The organism is uncultured Campylobacter sp., assembly GCF_937949835.1.
Taxonomy (GTDB): Bacteria; Campylobacterota; Campylobacteria; order Campylobacterales; family Campylobacteraceae; genus Campylobacter_B.
On the sequence record NZ_CALEDC010000457.1, the window covers coordinates 1 to 4,803 of the forward strand.

12 protein-coding genes are annotated in these 4,803 nt (G+C 46.7%); all 12 read left to right on the top strand.

What is annotated here, in order from left to right:
• Nucleotides 1–448 (top strand): ERF family protein (locus Q0256_RS10130; RefSeq protein ID WP_297962696.1); only part of this gene is annotated, 448 nt, incomplete at its 5' end.
• Complete coding sequence (locus Q0256_RS10135; RefSeq protein WP_297962698.1) at nucleotides 448–1,284, top strand: lambda-exonuclease family protein; 837 nt, start codon at nucleotides 448–450, stop codon at nucleotides 1,282–1,284. The genes Q0256_RS10130 and Q0256_RS10135, both read left to right, overlap by 1 nt.
• 34 nt (nucleotides 1,285–1,318) lie before the next feature.
• Nucleotides 1,319–1,585 (top strand): hypothetical protein, encoded by a 267-nt coding sequence (locus tag Q0256_RS10140; RefSeq protein WP_297962700.1) that lies wholly within the window; start codon nucleotides 1,319–1,321, stop codon nucleotides 1,583–1,585.
• The gene (ssb, locus tag Q0256_RS10145) at nucleotides 1,582–2,016 is read left to right on the top strand and encodes a single-stranded DNA-binding protein (RefSeq protein WP_297962702.1); all 435 of its coding nucleotides are present in this window, start codon (nucleotides 1,582–1,584) and stop codon (nucleotides 2,014–2,016) included. Before Q0256_RS10140 ends, ssb begins: the two co-directional genes overlap by 4 nt.
• A 10-nt stretch (nucleotides 2,017–2,026) precedes the next feature.
• A complete protein-coding gene (locus Q0256_RS10150) occupies nucleotides 2,027–2,194 on the top strand; it encodes a hypothetical protein (protein WP_297962704.1) in 168 nt (55 codons plus the stop codon).
• Nucleotides 2,181–2,645: a hypothetical protein gene (locus Q0256_RS10155; RefSeq protein WP_297962706.1), complete on the top strand. Its 465-nt coding sequence runs from the start codon at nucleotides 2,181–2,183 to the stop codon at nucleotides 2,643–2,645. The genes Q0256_RS10150 and Q0256_RS10155 overlap by 14 nt, the downstream gene beginning before the upstream one ends.
• Nucleotides 2,646–2,722: 77 nt before the next feature.
• Entirely contained in the window at nucleotides 2,723–3,187 is a 465-nt protein-coding gene (locus Q0256_RS10160; protein WP_297962708.1) for a class I SAM-dependent methyltransferase, read from the top strand.
• Entirely contained in the window at nucleotides 3,187–3,525 is a 339-nt protein-coding gene (locus Q0256_RS10165; RefSeq protein WP_297962710.1) for a hypothetical protein, read from the top strand. Before Q0256_RS10160 ends, Q0256_RS10165 begins: the two co-directional genes overlap by 1 nt.
• Nucleotides 3,512–3,877, top strand: a complete 366-nt coding sequence (locus tag Q0256_RS10170) for a YopX family protein (RefSeq protein ID WP_297962712.1) — start codon at nucleotides 3,512–3,514, stop codon at nucleotides 3,875–3,877. Before Q0256_RS10165 ends, Q0256_RS10170 begins: the two co-directional genes overlap by 14 nt.
• Before the next feature lie 10 nt (nucleotides 3,878–3,887).
• Nucleotides 3,888–4,397, top strand: a complete 510-nt coding sequence (locus Q0256_RS10175; protein ID WP_297962714.1) for a hypothetical protein — start codon at nucleotides 3,888–3,890, stop codon at nucleotides 4,395–4,397.
• Entirely contained in the window at nucleotides 4,394–4,636 is a 243-nt protein-coding gene (locus tag Q0256_RS10180; protein WP_297962716.1) for a hypothetical protein, read from the top strand. Before Q0256_RS10175 ends, Q0256_RS10180 begins: the two co-directional genes overlap by 4 nt.
• 1 nt (nucleotide 4,637) lies before the next feature.
• A partial coding sequence (locus Q0256_RS11635; RefSeq protein ID WP_367271961.1) for a phosphoadenosine phosphosulfate reductase family protein occupies nucleotides 4,638–4,803 on the top strand: 166 nt, incomplete at its 3' end.

Here is a 4,803-nt window from a genome sequence, read left to right on the forward strand (position 1 = left end):
AGATGAAATTATAGCCGTAGCCGACCGCATCTACGTAAAAGCGACTGTCACGCTAAAAGGCAAAGACGGCGAGGTGGGCGTAAGTGCGTATGCTAGAGAGCCCGCAAGCAAAAAAGGTAGCGACGAGAGCCAAATCACGGGCGCGGCCTCAAGCTACGCTAGAAAATATGCGCTAAACGGGCTATTTGCAATAGATGACGCCAAGGATGCCGACGCCACTAACGATCACGGCGCCGGTGCTGCTAATAAGAGAGGCGAATACCCCGCGCCGATGAGTGCGGAACAGGTGGCGGATCTGCTTCAGCTTTGCGAGGCGAGCGGCACCGATCCACAAAAGGTAGCCGCGGCGTATAAGACAAGCGACATAGCGTTTGTGCCGTTTGAGAAAGTGCGCGCACAGCTTCTGCAAAAGCTCGCAAAGGCGCAAGAAATGAGAAAGGGCGCGTAATGAAATTCATAAATTTACAACAAGGAAGCCCCGAGTGGCTGGAATATAGAAAAGATAAATTTAACGCCTCCGAGGCAGGCGACGTTATGGGCTGCGGTTTTAACAAGCCTTACAAACTAGCCGAAATCAAATACGGCGGCAAAGAGATTTTTCAGAGCGAGGCAATGAGGCTCGGCAAAGAGTATGAGCCCAAAATCCGCGAGTATATCAACAAGCTTTTAAACGCGGATTTTCAGCCCGTCGTAGGACTTAGCGACGATGATCCGAGATTTAGCGCGAGCTTTGACGGGCTAGACATTATAGACGGCGAAATTTTAGAGATTAAATTTAGCGCGAACGAGTATGAGGTTTTGGAGCGTACCGGCAAACCTAGCGAAAAGTATTTTTGGCAGATCCAACACCAGCTTTTCGTTTGCGACCTCGCGAAGTGTATTTTTGCCGTCGGCAAGATAGACGATAATTTCGATCTGCAAATCCGCCACGTTGTCGTAGAGCGCGACGAAAAGGCGATCAAAAAGCTTATTAAGGCGTGGAACGAGTTTGAGGCGACCTATGCTAAAGCCGCTCCCGATGAGGAGTGGCTAAGCTTGAGCGATGAAATTTTAACCCTTAGCGCGCAGAAAAAAGAGCTTGACGATAGGCTTGACGAGCTAAAAAAGCGCGCCATTAAAAAAGCTGGCGGTGTAGAAATAAAGGCTTACGGGCTAACTATCTGCAAGTCAGAAATTAAGCCTAGCTATGACTATAAGGCATATTGCGAGCAAAGCGGCGCCGTAATCCCAGACGAGTTTTTAAAGGCGGGTAGCGAGCGCTGGAGCGTGAGAGTTGCAAATTAGCGGGCAGTTTAACCGCTTTATGCACGGCGTAGTATTGGCACAGATGCGATCTCTTAGATATTTATGTATCAGAGAGCATCGCATCGCCATTCGCCCGTTTTATCTTAGCGCGGGCACCCTAAAGCAGCTTTTAAAGGTGCTGGATTTCGACTATCCAAGGGAAAAAGATGGCGCCCCGCTAAGCTACACGCAACTAAGCACGGCGGATATGCTAGCTCATTTGGCTTACATCGAGACGCTCTGCGCCGAAAACGGCATAGAGCCCGAATTTATCAAAGAATTTGAAAAGGAAATAAAATGAATAAAGTCGTTTTAATCGGAAATTTAACCCGCGATATCGAGCTAAGATACACGCAGAGCGGATATTGCGTCGGAAACTCGGGTATCGCCGTAACGAGAAAATTTAAGAACGCGCAGGGGGAAACCGCGGAGGAAACCTGCTTTATTGACCTGAAGTTTTTCGGGCGCACGGCGGAGGTCGCCAATCAATACCTCCGCAAAGGCTCAAAGCTTGCCGTAGAGGGGCGGCTCAAGCTGGAGCAGTGGCAGGATCAAAGCGGACAAAACCGCAGTAAGCACGTAGTAGAGGTAGAGAGCCTAGAGATGCTAGGCAGCCCTCAAAACAATCAGGGCGGCACGCAAAACTACACTCAAAGCGGCGGAGCGCAAAGCCGAGCCAAAAAGCCCGCAGCCGATAAATATGATGACGGCGGCAACACGATCCCGTTTTAAGGAGGGGACAATGGGCGAGCTAGAATGGCTAAACGAATACGGCGACTTCGATGAATGGCGCGCCGCAGCGGAGACACAATGGTGGGATGATTACGGAGCGGATACGGCGTATGATAGAGAGATAGACGATGCGATGGATTTTGCAGAGAGGGAGCCCTATGTGGATGAACGCGAGTGAATTTGCAAAGCGCGAGGGCAAAAAGCTCTACGTAATCGACGTGCAGGCAAGTAAGGACCGAAAGATCGGGCGCACGGATCGCTTCCGTAAGCTAGATGGGGCGCTACAGGTAGAGACGGAGCACTATTATCTAGCCTTTAAAGACCCGATCACTCCCGCGCTTAAAGAGCGAATAGAGCGGCTTTATTATGAGGCGATCGAATTAGTCGCAAGCGATTATGAGCTTGCGTGGATCGCACACAAGGGCACGGGCTCGCCGCACTTAAATGTGCTTCAGCGCTTTTTGCGATTTCGATGGCATCGTGGCGGAAAGATAGTAGAGAAAATGTGCGAGAACCTAGAGGCGCTTTTGGCAATGAACGCAGAAGCGCGCGCGGAGTTTCTAGCTCGTGAGCGGGAGGCTATGAGAGAAGCGGCAGGCTCTAAAAAGGAGGAAAAAGATGAAATTTAAGCAAATTGTTTTAATCGTGTTTTGCTTGGCGCTCTATTTTTCTCTCATTATGGCGGTTTTGCTTGCGAGGATATAGGATGAAACCAGTACTTGACGTTTGCTGCGGCGGCAAGATGTTTTATTTCGATAAGCAAAATGAAAGTGTGCATTTTTGTGACATCCGCAAAGAAAGCTACACGCTTTGCGACGGACGAATCTTTGAAGTTAGCCCGGATACTATATCGGATTTTAGAAATTTGCCTTTTGCGGATGAAAGCTTTTATCTTGTGATATTCGATCCGCCGCACCTTTTTAGGCTCGGCCAAAACTCTTGGATGGCAAAAAAATATGGCAAGCTTGACGAGAGCTGGCGCGAGGATTTGGCAAGGGGTTTTGATGAATGTATGCGAGTTTTAAAGCCAGGCGGAACGTTAATTTTCAAATGGAATGAAAATCAAATCAAGTTAAGCGAGGTGCTAAAGTGTTTTTCCGTAGCTCCGCTATTGGGGCAAAAGACGGCGACAGAAACGCATTGGCTAGTATTTTTTAAGGAGAGAAGTTAATGAGCTATAAAACAGAACTGCAAGAGCTTCAAAGAAGGCTTGTAGAGATCAAAGATAAGAAAAAACAAGCGCAAAAGGCGTTTTTTAAAATTGCCGGAGAGCAGATACGGGATGACTTCCCTTTCCATAGCCTGCACGAAAATATTTTTGAGGGACTGACGGTTTGCTTTTCGACAGGCGGGAAATTTAAATGCTCCAAAACAATGACCTATGGCAATCTGTTTTTAGACGATATTGCTTTTCGCCTTTATCACGAAAAGGGGCAGCGTGAGAAATACGAAAAAGCAAAGCAAATCATAAAGAAACTGTATGAAGGAGGGGACGATGAGAGAGATTAAATTTAAAGCGTTCTTAAAAGCCGATGGACGAATTTATGAGGTGCTAAGTATCGACTTCGCAAACGAAGAAGTGACGCTTTGGGATAAAGAAACGGCCGTAAATTTTGAGGCGAGCTTCAAAGATATTGAACTATTACAATTTGCCGGTTTTAAAGACAAAAACGGCGTAGAAATTTATACTGGATACATCGTCAGATGGGATCTGCTTATTTATGAAATTCGCTTTGATTGCGGATTTTATATGCGTGATCTATCGAAAATTGTGCCTGATATTCCGATTACGAAGGGGTGCAAAAATGCCTCAGGCGGGTTTGAAGTCCTCGGCAGTATCTACGGAACCCAGAAATTTTAAAGGATACAAAATGACGACAAAAGAAATGATTGAGGTTCTGCAAGCTTATGAGAGAGGTGAGGGGATAGAGAGGCGTTCGGCTAATTGCGAAGGAGAATGGACTTTTGTAAACCTCCCGCTTTGGAATTGGGATAAATTCGAATACCGCATCAAACCTAAAGAGAAAAGGGGACCGAAATTTAAAATAGGCGACATGCTCGTCCATTTGGAAAAGGAGGGACAACCTCTTTATCGGGGAGATATTTATCGCGTAGTTTCGATAGGCGAGAAATATACGGCAGAAGAAGAAGGGTATCAATGCAAAGGGGCATACGAACATTTCGAGAAAATTTTCATCAAAGTCGATGACGTCCTTTGGTATTGGGAATACCAAGATGTAGATGGCGAGTGGAAAATGACAGACGCTAGATACACAACAAGCGACCTTGACAAAGAAATGCTCGGTCCCAATGAAATAGAAACAGCTGTCCCTCTTTACGCACTAGGCTTTAGATTGCCGCGAGAAAAGGATGAGGAATGATTTCTGCAATAAAACCGAAAGAGATGATAATCGTTGATAAGCAAACCGGCGAAAAGGTAGAACCTTGGGAAATAAATTTCGCCCAGAAAACCATCACGATATTATGGGGCTATGGCGAGGCGTGCAACCCAAAGCTATCTTTGCCGATGCCGATGAAAAACTACGAAATACGCATATGGACGGGTGAATTTGATGAGCGCAATATGCCGATTTACGAGAGAATAGGAGGAGGAAAATAGTATGACCTATATCGCAACGCTTTCGGGCGGCAAAGATAGCACGGCGATGCTAGATTTGTTACTGCGCGACAAAAAGCCGCTCGATCATATCGTTTTTTACGATACTTTGCATGAATTTGCGGCTATGTATGAATACATCGCCAAGCTTGGCGAGTATTTCAAGGCGC

What these genes read in the sequence shown, in the direction of transcription:
- Q0256_RS10165 (WP_297962710.1), top strand. Translation starts at nt 3,187, where the DNA reads ATGAGCTATAAAACAGAACTGCAAGAGCTTCAAAGAAGGCTTGTAGAG.
- ssb (WP_297962702.1), top strand. Translation starts at nt 1,582, where the DNA reads ATGAATAAAGTCGTTTTAATCGGAAATTTAACCCGCGATATCGAGCTA.
- Q0256_RS10160 (WP_297962708.1), top strand. Translation starts at nt 2,723, where the DNA reads ATGAAACCAGTACTTGACGTTTGCTGCGGCGGCAAGATGTTTTATTTC.
- Q0256_RS10170 (WP_297962712.1), top strand. Translation starts at nt 3,512, where the DNA reads ATGAGAGAGATTAAATTTAAAGCGTTCTTAAAAGCCGATGGACGAATT.
- Q0256_RS10180 (WP_297962716.1), top strand. Translation starts at nt 4,394, where the DNA reads ATGATTTCTGCAATAAAACCGAAAGAGATGATAATCGTTGATAAGCAA.
- Q0256_RS10175 (WP_297962714.1), top strand. Translation starts at nt 3,888, where the DNA reads ATGACGACAAAAGAAATGATTGAGGTTCTGCAAGCTTATGAGAGAGGT.
- Q0256_RS10155 (WP_297962706.1), top strand. Translation starts at nt 2,181, where the DNA reads ATGAACGCGAGTGAATTTGCAAAGCGCGAGGGCAAAAAGCTCTACGTA.
- Q0256_RS10135 (WP_297962698.1), top strand. Translation starts at nt 448, where the DNA reads ATGAAATTCATAAATTTACAACAAGGAAGCCCCGAGTGGCTGGAATAT.
- Q0256_RS10150 (WP_297962704.1), top strand. Translation starts at nt 2,027, where the DNA reads ATGGGCGAGCTAGAATGGCTAAACGAATACGGCGACTTCGATGAATGG.